Raw genomic sequence first — 15,116 nt, forward strand, 5'->3', positions numbered from 1 at the left:
GTCATACAGGTGAGGCACTCCCACGACAGCATACCAATCCGGTCGCTTGTACCATAGGGTATGTTCGGGGTCATAGTACAGGTTTAAGTCACCGGCAACGAGGATTTGTTCGGGGGGATAGGTTGGGGGCTGAAATGTGGCGCTACAGAGTTCGGCTTGCCACACATGATACAGGTCAGGCAATCCAGAATCTCCTATTTCTTCACTGGGTAGATCGTACATGGTGGGGAGGGTTTCTTTTTCGGGAAAAGGAGGAGAAACCCGTTTGAAAGCAATTTCGGTGGGAGACATGGTAACGGATTTGCTTGTTGGGTGCTTGTATTGTAACAATTACATTACTGCGCGTTTTCGGACTTCGTCCGACATGAACATGTCCGCGAAGCGGAAAGCGCTGTATCGCGCACGCGGGGGCAAGGTTCAGGCTTCACTGAAGAAATAGCACAATGCTCCGTTAAACAGGGTTGCTCGAAGGCTGCCTCTTGTTCTAAGGGTTGGGGATACTGGCCAAATACCATTTCACAACTGAAATCTTCAAAGTTGGGAGTCATGGTTAAGGGAATGCCAAATTGTTGGGTAAAGAAGTCTTGGGTGGGCAGTTTGCACATATTGATGCACATGCCGACACAACCACTGCTTTCTAAATAGCGGCATTTTTTAATCTGAACGGCGCTGTTTTGTTGCCGTGCCGTATGATTTTCGCTAATGATTTCTACGGTTTTGGTTTCACAGGGGCCCACTAACCATTCAAATAGGAGCGTCGCAAACCAGGCATTGGCTTCACATACCCATTGGCTGGGGGTGGTGAAGGTACGCACCAGGCTTAAAATGGGGGCGGGAATCAGGGAGTTTAAGACCTTTTTCACCAGTTGCTGTTGCTCTAAGGCGTTGCGACCCTGCATAATTTTTTGGGAGACATCAACAAAGCCTTCATAGCCTGTTTTTGAGCTACCTTTACCTACGACAGCCGCCATTTTGCGGGTGAAGAGGGCAATAAAGAGGCGATCGCACAGGTTATCGTGGTAAGAGGTAGGTTCAGGCACAGTCATGATGCAGTTAATATCTAAGGAGTTTTTTCAACAGTTTGAGCTTGTTGCCATAGGGGGGATATCGCAAGCTGAGATCCAGCCAAAACCAGCGCCGTAAAACACTTTTATAATGGCTAAAGGTTTTAAAGCTGGCAAATCCATGATAGCCGCCCATGCCACTTTGTCCAACTCCACCAAAGGGCAGTTGGGGAATATTGAACTGTAAAACGGTATCATTGAGAGCTACAGTTCCCGATGAGACTTGTTGTAGCACTTGGCGCTGAATCTGGGCACGTTTGGAGAAGAGATAGAGGGCGAGGGGTTTGGGACGTTGATTAATTTCGGCGATCGCCTCCTCAATCTGACTATACTCTAAAATTGGTAAAATTGGCCCAAAAATCTCCTCTTGCATCACCAAGGAATCCCAGGTTACTCCCTCAATCAAAGTCGGGGCAATATAGCGAGTTTTGGGATTCGTTTTCCCCCCACACAGAATATTCCCTTCTTGCAGTAATCCCTGGAGATAGTTAAACTGTTTGTCATTCACAATGCGGGCATAATCTGGACTTTCTTCCGGGTTTTCACCATAGAAAGCTTTCACTTCAGCCAGCATTGCTTGAATGAGATCGTCTTTCACCTTTCGATTCACCAGCAAATAATCTGGAGCAATACAAATTTGCCCCGCATTGAAAAATTTTCCCCAAATAATTCGTCGAGTAGTACAATTTAAATCACAATCTCGATCGACAATACAGGGATTTTTTCCCCCTAACTCTAAGGTCACAGGGGTTAAGTTTTTCGCTGCCACTTCCATGACTATTTTACCCACTCTGGCACTACCAGTAAATAAAATATGATCGAAGTTCTGGGCTAGGAGTTCTTGGCTAACTTGCGCGTCTCCTTCCACCACTGCCAGATAACTCGGATCAAAGTTTTCCTCAATCAGTTCTGCCAGAACATGGGAAGTGTTCGGAGCAATTTCAGAAGGCTTAATCACGGCACAATTCCCGGCCGCAATTGCTCCCACTAGGGGCGTTATCGCTAAATTAAACGGATAATTCCAAGCCGAGATAATCAGCACCACGCCCAAGGGTTCTGGATGAATTTCGCCGATCGAAGGCCACATAACTAAGGGGGTTAAAGTACGCCTGGTTTTGGCCCATTGATTTAAGTGCTTTAAGGCATAATCAATTTCGGCGATCGAATTAAATTCATAATATCCCTCTAATTCGGGTTTATTTAAATCTTCTCTCAATCCAGCCAATATTTTTGACTTATTTTGATCGATGATATCTCTAAGCTTTTGAAGTTGGGCTTTTCTAAATTTTAATTCTCTAGATTTTCCTGATTGAAAAAAAGCTTTTTGTTGGGCAATGAGTTGTTCACAATTTGTATACATGGATTATTTTTTATAGACTGCTAATTACCAATCTTCATATTCTAGATCATTTTTAGATTTCCAGGACATAGAGTCATCATTGAAAGACTCGATCTCTGATTCTCTTCGGTAGATCATTCCTTGTTGTGGCATTCCCAATGCTAAACCTTGGCGATCGAAGGTTTTCTTGACTCGACGCAGATATTCTCGGATTACATAGCGATAGATTCCGGGTTTGGTTTCAAAGCGTACTCCGATTTGAGTCCCTCCCGCATCAATGGAATGTACACCGCGCACTTTAGCTTCAATAATTTGCTCCTTCCAATCCGGATCTTGCCAAAGTTCTTGGGCTAGTTCATCGAGTAGTTTTAAGGCATAATCTACATCTGTTTTATACCCTACATAAATCAAGATTTTTTTCCGTGCCCAATCTTTAGAGGCGTTTTCTACCACTCGAATTTCACTATTGGGAATGGTGATTAAGCGCCCTTCTCTTGTCCGCAGGCTAGTAATGCGTAAATTTAGGGTTTCAACCTGACCAAAGTATTCATTAATCGTAATAAAGTCACCGATCGCATACTGGTCTTCAAATAAAATTAAGCAGCCATTGAGAGTATCTTTAATTAGGGCTTGGGAGCCGAAGGAAAGGGCAAAGCCAATAATTCCCGCACCTCCTAAAATGGGGGCTAAAGGAATACCCAAAGTATTCAAAATTAATAGAGTGCCCAAACCGAAAAAAAACAGGGCGATCGCTCCTTTGACAATGGGAGCAAAGCTATTGACGCGCAGGGACATGCGATAGGAGTCTTCCTCTGAGGTTGATTGATGTTCAATTAGGATTTTAGAGAGATGATTTAAACCGACAAATGAGCTTTCGATCGCGATCTGGGTAGCAAGGACAAAAAAGATCAGTAAAACGGGTAAATCAAATAGCCAATTCCCGAAGGGACGGGTTAAGGGAAAACGCCATAATACCAAGGATAAAGACCCTAGCCAAAGCAGTAATTGTAGCCAGTGCAGCGCTTGAGTTTTTAACCGAAAGATTTCTTTTTGTTCTTGTTGGTTGAGGTGACGATCTAGAGCCGCTAATCCATCTCCTGGATTGGGATCTTCTGGCGTTGCTTCTGGTTCCTGGTTTTGGATCGTTTTTTTGAACCTAGATTTGATTGATTTTTCTATATAAATTAAAATTATACTTCCTAAAACAGTCAGGACAAAAATACCGGTAGAAATCCAGATCTGGCGAGTAATATAGGCTGGCTGTAGTTCTTGATAGCCTTCAATTAAAACTTGTTTTAATCCCTCAATTGCATTAGGGGTTAATCGCGAGATGGGTTGTCCATACAACTGGCTGTCTGTCTCTGTAATCTCTAAAATCGGGATAGGTTCAAGCTGGGGAGGATCGGAGGCCGTGAGAACAGTATATCCTTCGTATTCTTTGGCTGTAATTTGTAAGGTTTCTGGGTTAAATCCGGTGGTAATTACTTGCTTGAGGTTGTTTTCAATGCGATCGATACGCTGCTGTAAAGGAGTTCTGCGTCTTCTCGTTCGTTGGGCTAGAGATGGACGAGTGGCAACATCAAAGAGCTTGCGTCCATTGAGGGTAATCGTATCATAGACTAATTGGGAACTGTCCGAGCTGACTTTCGAGGCTTGCCTTCCTCCAAGAATCTCAGGAATTTGGGGATATGCAGGAGGGGAAAGGGGAGGGAGGAATAGGGTTAATATGGCGATCGCCATACCAATGGCAATCAGTCTACCATAGCGCTTGAATAGAGCTTTGCACAATTGCATGATGGTTTGCAGTGAAGTTACACACTCCTATTATTGAACCATCAATCCAGCCTTAGGAGTCTCCACAAGTGGCACTGATACCATTTCTATATTTTTAACGATAACTAGAACAGCTAAAAGCTCCCCCCATCTCCCCATCACAGCCCTTCGCGCTGTAATGGTTCATTGCCTTGACTTTCTTCCCCTTCTCTGGTAACCTAGGATCTATAGTCAGGGAATGTGTCCGCATATATATTAAGAATAGACTCCGATTTTTCCCAAAAAATTTTTCCGCCTTCGGCGGGAGAAGAGAAAAAAGAAAAGCAGGGTAGAGGAAAAAAGGAATAAAGAGTAAAGGGCTAGGTCGTCATCGCCAAGGGACAAACCACGCGAAAACCGAAGAACCAGTACCAATTGTCCGCCGCAGGCGAGCTGCGATACCGAGAGCGACAATTTCCAGAATTGTTGTTCCAAGAACCCCCACGAACCAGCCGTCTAGTTTCTTCATCGCTAGATAGCCATATACTCCCATCAGTAGGAGCGTTATTATAATTATCATGCAAATGGTCACCGCACCACTCCCACAGGTTGCCATGCATATCATACAAGCCAAACCCATTGGGTGGAAAACTGCCTACTGGGGTAGTTTTCCGACGATATTCACCTGTCGGCTCATCGGCGTAGGTGGAACTCGACCCATTAAAATTAGCGAGATTCGTAGTCAGGGTTTCGCCAAAATGAAACGGGGTCGTGGTTCCCGCGCGACAGCCATATTCCCACTCTGCCTCTGAGGGCAAACGATAGGAATTTCCCGTATATTGGGACAGCCTAGCGCAGAATTCCTCGCAATCATACCATGAAACCCGTTCTACGGGCAAGCTTTCTCCCTTAAAATGAGAAGGATTCGACTCTAGGGCACGCTTCACCTGGGGAAACGACGCTACCCTGCGCCATTGCGCCTGCGTCACTTCAAATTTTCCCATATAAAACGGCTCCACCGTCACTGAATGCTGGGGACTTTCACTATCTCGTCGTCCCTTTTCCTCCGGTGGCGAACCCATGAGGAATGTTCCCCCCGGAATCGCCACCATATCTAAAAATATCCCTTCCCCCAAATCTTCCCGGAAATACTGCGCTTCCCCATTTTCCCGCTTCACAATTTTTCCCCGTCGGTTGACTGTCAGCACTTCAAACCGAAATACCTCTAACTTCTCTTTTCCCGCAGCAGGAGTTTCCCTAACAACCCGACTTTTGCCTCCCCTCTTGCTGCCACTCTGCCACCACCGACGCACATCCTGCGCTCTCTCCGTCGGCTCCATCGGCAGGGCACTTTTCAACAACCCCAACCAAGGCTCCGGGATATCCTTCGGTTGCCAACCCTTATTCACCAGCAACCGGGAAATAGCAGATGGGGGCAACTCTCCCGCTACCATCTCATGCAAAATCATCCCCAACTCAAAAATATCGCTAAACGCCCCAATTGCCCCATCCCCCATCACTTCCGGTGCAGTGTAGCCTTCCGTAAACAGCCGGGTACTTTTGCGCGTCACCGTCGCCAACACCTGTTTCGCTGCCCCAAAATCAATGAGCTTCACCACTCCATCAGCCGTCACCATCAGATTATCGGGCTTCAAGTCCAGATGATAGACCTTTTTTTCATGCACTGCCCCTAACCCTGCCACCACCTGCGCCATCACCCGCTCGATTTCATTCGCCGATAACCGCTTTTGCCCTAAAATTTGCTTCAGGCTATTTCCTTGAATCAGCTCCATCACCAAATACGCCGTATCCCCCTCCTCAAAGAAGTCATCAATTCTCACCACATTGGCATCATTGATTTGGGCGAGGGTTTTTGCTTCCTTGAAAAATCGCGCTTTTCCTCGCTGAAACTCCTCCTCCTGCGTCCGCGGAACCGTAATTTTCCCCGTGGCTCCATTCCGTACCACCTGTTCTTGAGGAAAATATTCCTTAATCGCCACAACTTTCTCCAACCGAGTATGAATTCCCCGGTAGGTGATGCCAAACCCCCCTTGTCCGAGTCCATAATCTATCTCATACTCTCCTCCCTTCAACCTTGTCCCCGGCTTTAACAAGTTCCGGTGCAGGGAGGGAATATGCACGCCACAGTTGGGGCAAGTTTCCGTATTCAGGGGCAGTCCATCGGTATGACAGTTCAAGCAGCGCATGATGTTCGATTCCTGGTGGTCACGGTTTCTATTCTACCTGGTTGTTCCTCTTGTAGGGGCAGGTTTGTCCATGTTCTCCAATTCCCACCCATAACTTTTGTAAACCTGCCCCCAACCGTTTGCGGGGGTGGGGCGGGTTTCGCATGGGTCAATTAAAGATTAAAAATTAAAAATGTCCGTAGGGGCAGGTTTGTCCATATCCCCCAATTCCCACCCATAACTTTTGTAAACCTGCCCCCAACCGTTTGCGGGGGTGGGGCGGGTTGAGGAAGTCGCTCGGTTTGTGTTCTAGAGGTTGGATAAACCCGCCCCTACAGAATTAATTGTTAATTGTTAATTGTTAATTGTTAATTGTTAATTGTTCATTGTTCATTGTTCATTGATAACTCATCTCCAGGGAGAGGTTCCGCATTAGGAATTTTATCTAAAATTTGGTCAAAACGGCTATAATCAGCTTGTTTGGCATACCTCTCCAGCAGGTGAACCGTCCTGTGGGCTTCTATTTTTTCAGTGATAGCACTTAATAGCCAGCGATCGAGTGAGACTTGGTTTTCTTCAGCCAAATGTTTAATTTCATTCAATAATTCGTCGGGTAACTGTAGAAGATAACTATTCATTCGCCAACTTCCTCCTGTAATTTTAGGGACTGAACTAAACTTCCAGGTTTTACCACTTCTATTCCAAATAATTGGGCAGCAGGCAAAAAATCCTGAGTGTTAAATGTCACGATTGCTTGAGCTTGGGCATTAATCGCACATTGTTAATTGTTAATTGTTAATTGTTCATTGTTCATTGTTCATTGTTCATTGTTCATTGTTAATTGTTAATTGTTAATTGTTCATTAAACCGTCTCCGAAATCGTCTTACCCAACGCCCGCAACGTGCGCTTAAAATTCTCCGCACGCTGGCGGAAGTCATCCCCTTCTCCCAACTCAAACGCCATCCCCCGCACGCCTTCTAATAATTTCAAATAAACTTGACTTTGGGGATCTTGGGTACGAATCACCAAATAACATTGTTGTATCCCCACGGCTTGAATCTTCGCCACCACTTGCTCCATACTCTGGGTTTCCAAATCGGGAATATGGGGCGGCGCATCGGTGATTAAGACAATCACCTTATTTCCTTCTGTGTCAAAAGGTTGATTCAGGGCTAACATCAGCGCATCTAAACTACTTTCCGGTGCATCTCCCCCTCCAGTTGCGCTCAGTTTAGACACTTGTTCGCGGAATAGTTTTGGATTCTGGGTAAATACCTCTCCCTCAAACGTCAACACCCGATGATCTTCCCGAATCAGTCTATCTCGAAATGCCACCAACCCCACGCGCACCCGTACCCCTTCCGATGCAATTAAATCGGCAAATTCACTAATCGTTTCTTTAATCCCTTCAATCTCCCCTCCCATGCTCCCGGTGCAGTCGAGAACAAATAGAATATCGGCTTTGCGTTTTTGGTCGAGTTGCTGCGCTCTCGTCATTAAACTTGCTGCTAAATTAAGGGTAGTAGCCGTGGTTTTTGGCGGTGTAGATTCTACGGTTTTGCTAACTGTGGCACTAGGAGAAGATGCTCCCGCAAATGCTCGCCCACATTCCTGACAAAATTTGGCTTTATCTTCATTGGATGCCCCACATCCATCGCATCGTTTCATGAGTTGATCCTCGCAGCAAGACGTTAGTTTATTGTAGCATAAACCCTCTCCCTATATCCCTGTCCTTTGGGAGCTTGTCTTGTAGGGGTTTTAAGACGCAGATAAATTTAGAATGGAAAGAGTGCGTAGCGTAGCGTGTCCGCAGGAAAAACGTCTCGCTCGCTAGAGAAAGGCAGCGAGCAAGATGCTCGCATTCCTGATAGAGAAAGGCAGCGAGCAAGATGCTCGCACTCCTGATAGAGAAAGGCAGCGAGCAAGATGCTCGCACTCCTGATAGAGAAAGGCAGCGAGCAAGATGCTCGCACTCCTGATAGAGAAAGGCAGCGAGCAAGATGCTCGCATTTCTGATAGAGAAAGGCAGCGAGCAAGATGCTCGCACTCCTGATAGAGAAAGGCAGCGAGCAAGATGCTCGCATTCCTGATAGAGAAAGGCAGCGAGCAAGATGCTCGCATTCCTGATAGAGAAAGGCAGCGAGCAAGATGCTCGCATTTCTGATAGAGAAAGGCAGCGAGCAAGATGCTCGCACTCCTGATAGCCTTTAAATACCAGATCATAGTTTAATGAAACCCCTAGGGGATGAGGGCAAATCAGCGACTCCTACTAAAACAGAAGTGCAGAAAAACATCACCCACTTTCAACCGATCGCCATGGCGCAATTGTTGGCGAATTTCTCCCAATTGTTTCCCCCGCAAAAGCGTCCCATTTTTACTGCCTTTATCCCGGACAAAATAGGTGTTGCTTTGGCGCGAAAACTCTAAATGTTGGCGGCTGATACTGCTATCGGCTCCGGCAATTTCCGTTCGCCCTAAAACTAGCGTCTTTCCTGGCTGAATATTAACAAATGTCCGCGCATCCCGATTACTAATCGACTCGACAATTAACAAGGGATACTCAAAGTTGAGTCCCGAAGGCAATTCTGGATTTTCTACTGAATAGCCCCAATTTTCTAAAATGTTATCTACTGATTGATAGCGCTGTTCGGGGTCGATTTTAATCATTTTGGCTAAAATGTTCTTCGCTTCGGGATGAAAGGCACAGCCAAAATCATGTAACTCAATCCCGTCCACCAATCCCGGATGCTTGTTCACATAATTGACAAAATCCTCTAATTTATTCCAGCCCTTATGCTGCCAAAAATGTTCCCCCATGGATAACTCATATAATAAATGGCCCAGGGCATAAATATCTACGCGAGCATCGGCTACATTGGAGCCATAGACTAATAATTCTGGAGCGGCATAGTGGGGGGTTCCTAAAAATTCCCCAGTGGCGGTAATATCCTTACCCCGAAACTTAGAAATTCCGAAGTCAATAATCTTGACTTTGCCATCGGATTCGATTAAAATATTAGCAGGCTTTAAGTCTCGATGGATAATATTATGGTTGTGAGCGGCGCTTACGCCTTTGAGAATATCGGCAAAGATCGTTCTTTTTTGTCGGGCGGTTAGTCCTGCCTCGGTAATGAATTGATCTAAGGATTTGCCGGGAGAATAGGCAAACAAAATTAAAAAGGTATGACTATCCCACTCTCGCAACCCCACCACTGGCACAATATGGGGCGAAGGGATTTTTACTGAGGCTTCTAACCGCACCCGTTCTACCATAATGCTGCCTTCTTTTAAGCCCATAATAATCTTGAGAACATAGAGGGTATTACTGGCACAATCTTTAACTTTCCAAACGGAACCAAAGCCCCCTACCCCTAACAATTCCAGTAACTCAACTTTCTGAATTCCACTAATCTCAACGGGAATAATTCCACCCACTGTCACGGCTAAAGTATCCGCCATAATTCACCTCTTTTTTAATGAACAATGAACAATGAACAATGAACAATGATTAAATTTTTAATGGGTCTGTTGTACAGTTGCTTTCGAGATCTCTGAATCGCCAGATTGCCAGATAATCAGCGTCTGATTATCCGTCGATCCTGCTTTTTGCGCGGTGTCAATTAAGGCTTGGGCGGATTCAGGAAGGGAGGCAATGGTTAAACAAGAGAGCAATTGTAAGCTGTCAATCGGGCTACTAATGCCATCCGTGCAGAGGAGGAGGCGATCGCCGGGTTCTAAGGCAATCTCTATCAGTGGATCTCCCGGCAGTATCTCCCGACCGAGATAAAATTCTAACTGATTGCGTCCCTCATGATACCGGCCCATTTCTGGCGTAATCATGCCCCCGCGCACCAAAGCAGCCGCCACGGTATGATCGAGGCTGAGTTGCTTTACGGTGCGATCGCCCCGGCGATAATGAAACAAGGGACTATCGCCGATCGCTGTGGCTACCGCTCGCTGTCCCCAAATCAACACCGCCACCACCGTAGTTCCCGCTTTCCCCCACCGGTTTGCCTTCGCCATCCGGCGCACAAAATCATTGGCTTGCTCTAGGGCTTCCTGAAGCGCCAGACCCAGGGTTTCCATCCGCAGACTATCCATCTTCTCCTGATTCAGAGCTGGAGTCAGACAAAGCTGTTCAAATAGAGACACCCCCAACCTGCGTAGGGCTTCCCGACTGACATCCTCTCCCCTGGCATGGCCTCCCATGCCATCAGCCACCGCTAGAACCCACAGGGGATGGGGGCTATTGGGGGGGTTCAACTCCAGAGCTAAAAAACTATCTTCATTATTGGGTCGTTGGTTGACTTCCGAGCGAATGACATAGAATTGGCGATCGTTCATCATTGGTAATTGGTAATTGGTAATTGGTAATTGGTAATTGGTAATTGGGTGATCACATAACAATTGTAGACCTGCCCCCAGCCTTTCATGGGACAGGGAAGAAACCGGTTTTGTAGCTCTGAAGCCTATTCCCCGATCGCCGGTACGGTACAATAAAGAAATATGCTTGTTAACCTTGTCGAAACCGTTCCCATGAATAGTGCCTTCCTGAACCGTCTACAGAGTCCAGAACGTCCCGTCATCGTATTCGATGGCGCGATGGGAACCAACCTCCAAGTCCAGAATTTAACCGCAGAGGACTTTGGCGGCCCGGAATATGAAGGATGTAATGAATACTTAATCAAAACCAAACCAGAGGCGATCGCCAAAGTTCACCGTGATTTCCTCAGTGCCGGATGTGATGTCATTGAAACCGACACCTTTGGCGCAGCCTCCATCGTCCTCGCCGAATATGACCTAGCCGACCAAGCCTACGAACTCAACAAAGCCGCCGCAGAACTCGCCAAAAGCATCACCGCCGAATTTTCCACCCCAGAAAAACCCCGATTTGTCGCCGGTTCCATGGGGCCAACCACCAAACTACCCACCTTAGGCCATATTGATTTTGATACCCTAGAAGCCGCCTTTATCGAACAAGCCGAAGGATTATATGACGGGGACGTAGACCTCTTTATTATTGAAACTTGTCAAGACGTTCTACAAATAAAAGCCGCCTTAAACGCCGTAGAAACCGTCTTTGAACGCAAAGGAGAACGCCGCCCCATCATGGTATCCATCACCATGGAAATCATGGGAACCATGCTCGTCGGTTCCGAAATTAGCGCAGCTCTAACCATTCTCGAACCCTACAACATTGACATATTAGGCTTAAACTGTGCCACCGGCCCCGATCGCATGGCCGAGCATATTAAATACCTCTGCGAGCATTCCCCCTTCATTGTCTCCTGTATTCCCAACGCCGGATTACCCGAAAACGTTGGCGGTCATGCCCATTACAAACTCACCCCCATGGAATTACGCATGGCCCTCAATCGGTTTGTCGAAGATTGGGGCGTGCAAATCATTGGCGGATGTTGCGGAACCCGTCCCGATCATATTCAACAATTAGCCGAAATTGGCGCTACCCTCAAACCCAAAGAACGCCATCCCGTCTTTGAACCCTCAGCCGCTTCCATTTATAGCGCCCAACCCTACGACCAAGATAATTCCTTCCTCATTGTCGGCGAGAGACTCAACGCCAGTGGCTCCAAAAAATGCCGCAACCTCCTCAACAAAGAAGACTGGGATGGCTTAGTTTCTCTAGGTAAAGCCCAAGTCAAAGAAGGGGCCCATATTTTAGATGTAAACGTCGATTATGTGGGCCGGGATGGAGTGCGAGATATGAACGAACTCGCCTCCCGTTTGGTCAACAACATGACCCTGCCCTTAATGTTAGATTCCACCGAGTGGGAAAAAATGGAAGCCGGGTTAAAAGTCGTAGGCGGAAAATGTATCCTCAATTCCACCAACTATGAAGATGGAGAACCCCGCTTTTTGAAAGTCTTAGACCTGGCGAAAAAATACGGCGCTGGGGTGGTCGTCGGAACCATTGATGAGGATGGCATGGCGCGAACGGCTGATAAAAAGTTTGCCATTGCTAAACGGGCTTATAATCAAGCCATTGAGTACGGCATCCCCGCCCATGAAATATTTTTTGATACACTAGCTCTCCCTATTTCTACTGGAATTGAAGAAGACCGAGCCAACGGAAAAGCAACCATCGAATCGATTCGCCGCATTCGCGAAGAATTGCCAGGATGTCATATTTTACTCGGTGTTTCCAATATTTCCTTCGGCTTAAATGCAGCAGCGCGAATTGTTCTCAACTCCATGTTCTTGCACGAAGCCATGCAAGTGGGATTAGATAGCGCCATTGTCAGCGCCAACAAGATTCTACCCCTGGCAAAAATCGAACCCGAACATCAAGAAGTCTGTCGCAAACTGATCTACGATCAACGGGAATTTGATGGCGATGTTTGCACCTACGATCCCCTCGCTGAACTGACTAAGCTGTTTGAAGGCAAAAAAGCGAAGCGCGATCGCTCTGGTGATGCAAACCTGCCCATTGAAGAGCGGCTGAAAAACCATATTATCGACGGCGAGCGTATTGGTTTAGAAGACTCCTTGAAAAAGGCCTTAGAACAATATCCGCCCCTAGAAATTATCAACGTTTTCCTGCTCGATGGCATGAAAGTGGTCGGAGAGTTATTCGGTTCCGGACAGATGCAACTGCCCTTCGTTCTACAATCAGCCGAAACCATGAAAGCGGCGGTAGCTTTCCTAGAACCGATGATGGAAAAATCAGAATCGGGCAACAATGCCAAAGGAATCTTTGTGATTGCCACAGTGAAAGGAGATGTCCATGATATCGGTAAAAATTTAGTCGATATCATTCTCTCCAATAACGGTTACAAAGTCGTGAACCTGGGCATTAAACAACCTGTGGATAACATTATTGATGCCTATCGGGAGCATAACGCCGACTGTATCGCCATGAGTGGCTTGCTGGTGAAATCGACGGCATTTATGAAGGATAATTTGCAAGTGTTTAACGAGCAAGGGATTACGGTTCCCGTGATTTTAGGGGGAGCCGCTCTAACACCGAAGTTTGTCTATCAGGATTGCCAGAATGCCTATAAAGGTCAAGTGATTTACGGAAAAGATGCTTTTTCTGACTTGACATTTATGGATAAATTGATGCCCGCCAAAGCAGCAAATAATTGGGATGATTTCCAAGGCTTTTTGGATGAAGCCGATAATAATGGAAACGGCCAGGTTGCAGTCGAGGAAACGGCAGAAGAGACGGGAACGAAGTCCAAACCCTCAGAACCAGAGGTGATTGATACCCGGCGCTCGGAAGCTGTAGAAATTGATATTCCCCGTCCCACTCCTCCTTTCTGGGGCAATCAAATTTTGCAACCGGAAGATATTCCGTTAGAAGAGGTTTTCTGGTATTTAGATTTGCAAGCTCTGTTTGTGGGGCAATGGCAGTTCCGCAAACCCAAGGATAAATCTCGCGAAGAATACGACGAGTTTTTGCAAGAGACAGTCTATCCGATTTTAGACGAATGGAAAGAGAAGATTTTAACGGAAAACATCTTGAAGCCCCAAGCGATTTATGGCTATTTTCCAGCCCAGTCGGAAGGCAATACTGTCTTTGTTTATGATGCCGAGGAAATGAAGGGGGGAATGGCGAAAACGGTGCGACATACCTTTGAGTTTCCGCGCCAAAAACGCTCCCGTCGCCTGTGTATTGCAGATTTCTTTGCACCGAAGGAGAGCGGGGTGATGGATGTGTTCCCGATGCACGCGGTGACGGTGGGGGAAGTGGCGACGGAATACGCGCAGAAGTTGTTTGCAGGCGATCGCTATACGGATTATCTTTATTTCCATGGTATGGCCGTGCAAACTGCCGAAGCAATGGCGGAATGGTTGCACGCCAAAATTCGCCGCGAATTAGGCTTTGGGGATGAAGAACCGGATAATGTGCGCGATATGTTCAAACAGCGCTATCACGGTTCCCGCTATAGTTTCGGCTATCCTGCATGTCCGAATATGGAAGACCAGTATAAGCAATTGGAGCTGCTGGGGAGCGATCGCATTAATATGCATATGGACGAGAGCGAACAAATCTATCCCGAACAATCCACCAGCGCCATTATCACCCACCATCCCGTCTCCAAATACTTCAGCCCATAAGCTACCTTAATCTAGATTGGGGCAATAAAATAGTCTATTGTAGGGGCGGGTTTGAAACCCGCCCCTTGACATCCAAGACAGTATCTACAAAATGTCTCATCCAGAACCATGCCTACCCTAGAAACAGCCATCCAAAAAATCCAACAACTACCCCCTGAGCAATGGCAAAAGGTGATTGAATTCATAGAATTCTTAGAATACCAATCTAGCCAGCAGCAAAAAACACCTAAAACCCTAGACAATTCTCAAGTGTCATTTGCAGAAGCTGCTAAAGAATTCATGGGTTATCTCGATAGTGACTTAGAGGATTTGTCCCACAATCCCCAATATTTAGAAGAATTGGGTCAATGAGTACGAAAGTTATTCTAGATACGGGAGCTTTAATCGCTTTTCTCTTGCCAAAAGATAAATTTCATACTTGGGCAGTTACCCAATTCTCAAGCATCACGGCCCCCGTTATGACCAACGAAGCTGCGATCGCAGAAGCCTGTTTTCTGGCCCGCAGAATTCATCAAGGACAAGCAACAATCTTAAACTTAATCCAACAAGGACATACCCCTCTTTTGTCACTCTAGGCAGAGGAAAATAAGAAATCAGGGTCAAGAGAGAGAGGAAAGAGAGCAAGACAAGCACGATTAATCAAGGAAATTAATCGTGGGAACCCCAAAGATAAGTGAGGGATAGGAAAGACC

The 15,116-nt window shown here is 46.5% G+C and carries 11 protein-coding genes and 1 pseudogene; 3 read left to right on the plus strand and 9 right to left on the minus strand.

Annotated elements, in window-relative coordinates:
• The 9 genes and pseudogenes from PJF56_RS07330 to PJF56_RS07370 all read right to left on the minus strand — a co-directional run.
• Positions 1–291, minus strand: a pseudogene (locus PJF56_RS07330) (Uma2 family endonuclease); the annotation flags it as partial.
• A gap of 44 nt (positions 292–335) precedes the next feature.
• The gene (locus PJF56_RS07335) at positions 336–1,046 is read right to left on the minus strand and encodes a DUF4033 domain-containing protein (RefSeq protein ID WP_283761998.1); all 711 of its coding nucleotides are present in this window, start codon (positions 1,044–1,046) and stop codon (positions 336–338) included.
• A gap of 7 nt (positions 1,047–1,053) precedes the next feature.
• Positions 1,054–2,424, minus strand: a complete 1,371-nt coding sequence (locus PJF56_RS07340) for an aldehyde dehydrogenase (protein WP_283761999.1) — start codon at positions 2,422–2,424, stop codon at positions 1,054–1,056.
• A gap of 24 nt (positions 2,425–2,448) precedes the next feature.
• Positions 2,449–4,197: a mechanosensitive ion channel family protein gene (locus tag PJF56_RS07345; protein ID WP_283762000.1), complete on the minus strand. Its 1,749-nt coding sequence runs from the start codon at positions 4,195–4,197 to the stop codon at positions 2,449–2,451.
• A 338-nt stretch (positions 4,198–4,535) separates the two neighbouring features.
• Positions 4,536–6,362, minus strand: coding sequence for a bifunctional serine/threonine-protein kinase/formylglycine-generating enzyme family protein (locus PJF56_RS07350; protein ID WP_283762001.1), 1,827 nt, complete (start codon positions 6,360–6,362; stop codon positions 4,536–4,538).
• 362 nt (positions 6,363–6,724) lie between these two features.
• Entirely contained in the window at positions 6,725–6,979 is a 255-nt protein-coding gene (locus tag PJF56_RS07355; protein ID WP_283762002.1) for a CopG family transcriptional regulator, read from the minus strand.
• Between the two features lie 224 nt (positions 6,980–7,203).
• Entirely contained in the window at positions 7,204–8,010 is an 807-nt protein-coding gene (locus PJF56_RS07360; RefSeq protein WP_283762003.1) for a VWA domain-containing protein, read from the minus strand.
• 588 nt (positions 8,011–8,598) lie between these two features.
• Positions 8,599–9,801, minus strand: a complete 1,203-nt coding sequence (locus tag PJF56_RS07365; RefSeq protein WP_283762004.1) for an FHA domain-containing serine/threonine-protein kinase — start codon at positions 9,799–9,801, stop codon at positions 8,599–8,601.
• Between the two features lie 57 nt (positions 9,802–9,858).
• Complete coding sequence (locus PJF56_RS07370; RefSeq protein ID WP_283762005.1) at positions 9,859–10,689, minus strand: PP2C family protein-serine/threonine phosphatase; 831 nt, start codon at positions 10,687–10,689, stop codon at positions 9,859–9,861.
• 189 nt (positions 10,690–10,878) lie between these two features.
• Here PJF56_RS07370 and metH point away from each other — a divergent pair, with 189 nt between their 5' ends.
• The 3 genes from metH (at position 10,879) to PJF56_RS07385 (ending at position 14,999) form a co-directional block, all read left to right on the plus strand.
• Complete coding sequence (gene metH, locus PJF56_RS07375) at positions 10,879–14,424, plus strand: methionine synthase (RefSeq protein WP_347179476.1); 3,546 nt, start codon at positions 10,879–10,881, stop codon at positions 14,422–14,424.
• A gap of 108 nt (positions 14,425–14,532) precedes the next feature.
• Positions 14,533–14,775 (plus strand): DUF2281 domain-containing protein, encoded by a 243-nt coding sequence (locus tag PJF56_RS07380; RefSeq protein WP_283762007.1) that lies wholly within the window; start codon positions 14,533–14,535, stop codon positions 14,773–14,775.
• Positions 14,772–14,999 carry a hypothetical protein gene (locus PJF56_RS07385; protein ID WP_283762008.1) on the plus strand — a complete coding sequence of 76 codons (228 nt, stop codon included), beginning with the start codon at positions 14,772–14,774 and terminating at the stop codon, positions 14,997–14,999. Before PJF56_RS07380 ends, PJF56_RS07385 begins: the two co-directional genes overlap by 4 nt.
• Positions 15,000–15,116 lie beyond the last annotated feature (117 nt).

Source organism: Roseofilum halophilum BLCC-M91 (assembly GCF_030068445.1).
Classification (GTDB): Bacteria; Cyanobacteriota; Cyanobacteriia; order Cyanobacteriales; family Desertifilaceae; genus Roseofilum; species Roseofilum halophilum.

Bases quoted from the DNA above. Each gene is read 5' to 3' on its own strand.
- PJF56_RS07335 (WP_283761998.1), bottom strand. From the start codon at position 1,046: ATGACTGTGCCTGAACCTACCTCTTACCACGATAACCTGTGCGATCGC.
- PJF56_RS07340 (WP_283761999.1), bottom strand. From the start codon at position 2,424: ATGTATACAAATTGTGAACAACTCATTGCCCAACAAAAAGCTTTTTTT.
- PJF56_RS07345 (WP_283762000.1), bottom strand. From the start codon at position 4,197: ATGCAATTGTGCAAAGCTCTATTCAAGCGCTATGGTAGACTGATTGCC.
- PJF56_RS07350 (WP_283762001.1), bottom strand. From the start codon at position 6,362: ATGCGCTGCTTGAACTGTCATACCGATGGACTGCCCCTGAATACGGAA.
- PJF56_RS07355 (WP_283762002.1), bottom strand. From the start codon at position 6,979: ATGAATAGTTATCTTCTACAGTTACCCGACGAATTATTGAATGAAATT.
- PJF56_RS07360 (WP_283762003.1), bottom strand. From the start codon at position 8,010: ATGAAACGATGCGATGGATGTGGGGCATCCAATGAAGATAAAGCCAAA.
- PJF56_RS07365 (WP_283762004.1), bottom strand. From the start codon at position 9,801: ATGGCGGATACTTTAGCCGTGACAGTGGGTGGAATTATTCCCGTTGAG.
- PJF56_RS07370 (WP_283762005.1), bottom strand. From the start codon at position 10,689: ATGATGAACGATCGCCAATTCTATGTCATTCGCTCGGAAGTCAACCAA.
- metH (WP_347179476.1), top strand. From the start codon at position 10,879: ATGAATAGTGCCTTCCTGAACCGTCTACAGAGTCCAGAACGTCCCGTC.
- PJF56_RS07380 (WP_283762007.1), top strand. From the start codon at position 14,533: ATGCCTACCCTAGAAACAGCCATCCAAAAAATCCAACAACTACCCCCT.
- PJF56_RS07385 (WP_283762008.1), top strand. From the start codon at position 14,772: ATGAGTACGAAAGTTATTCTAGATACGGGAGCTTTAATCGCTTTTCTC.